Origin of the sequence: Oxalobacteraceae sp. CFBP 8761, assembly GCA_014841595.1 — a bacterium.
Classification (GTDB): Bacteria; Pseudomonadota; Gammaproteobacteria; order Burkholderiales; family Burkholderiaceae_D; genus Telluria.
In genome coordinates this window covers 1-275 of the sequence record JACYUE010000020.1, presented here as the reverse complement: position 1 = coordinate 275, position 275 = coordinate 1, and the positions used below count along the sequence as shown (strand labels likewise).

Here is a 275-nt window from a genome sequence, read left to right as displayed (position 1 = left end):
CAGCGCGGCAAACGCCGCCTCGGCCGCCAGCATGCCGGTCTTGATCGCTGCGTGGCTGCCCTTGATGCGGCTGGTGTTCAGGAAGCCCGCATCGCAGCCGATCAGCGCGCCGCCCGGGAATACCGTTTTAGGCAGCGATTGCAGGCCGCCTGCGGTAATCGAACGCGCGCCGTACGAGATGCGCTTGCCGCCTTCGAAGAAACCGCGGATGGCCGGGTGCGTTTTATAGCGCTGGAATTCTTCGTACGGCGACAGATACGGATTCTGGTACGACA

General features: G+C 63.6%; 1 protein-coding gene. It reads right to left on the bottom strand.

Annotation, left to right across the window (positions count from 1 at the left end):
* On the bottom strand, positions 1 to 275 hold a 275-nt coding region (locus IFU00_22870), incomplete at both ends, for an electron transfer flavoprotein-ubiquinone oxidoreductase (protein MBD8545116.1).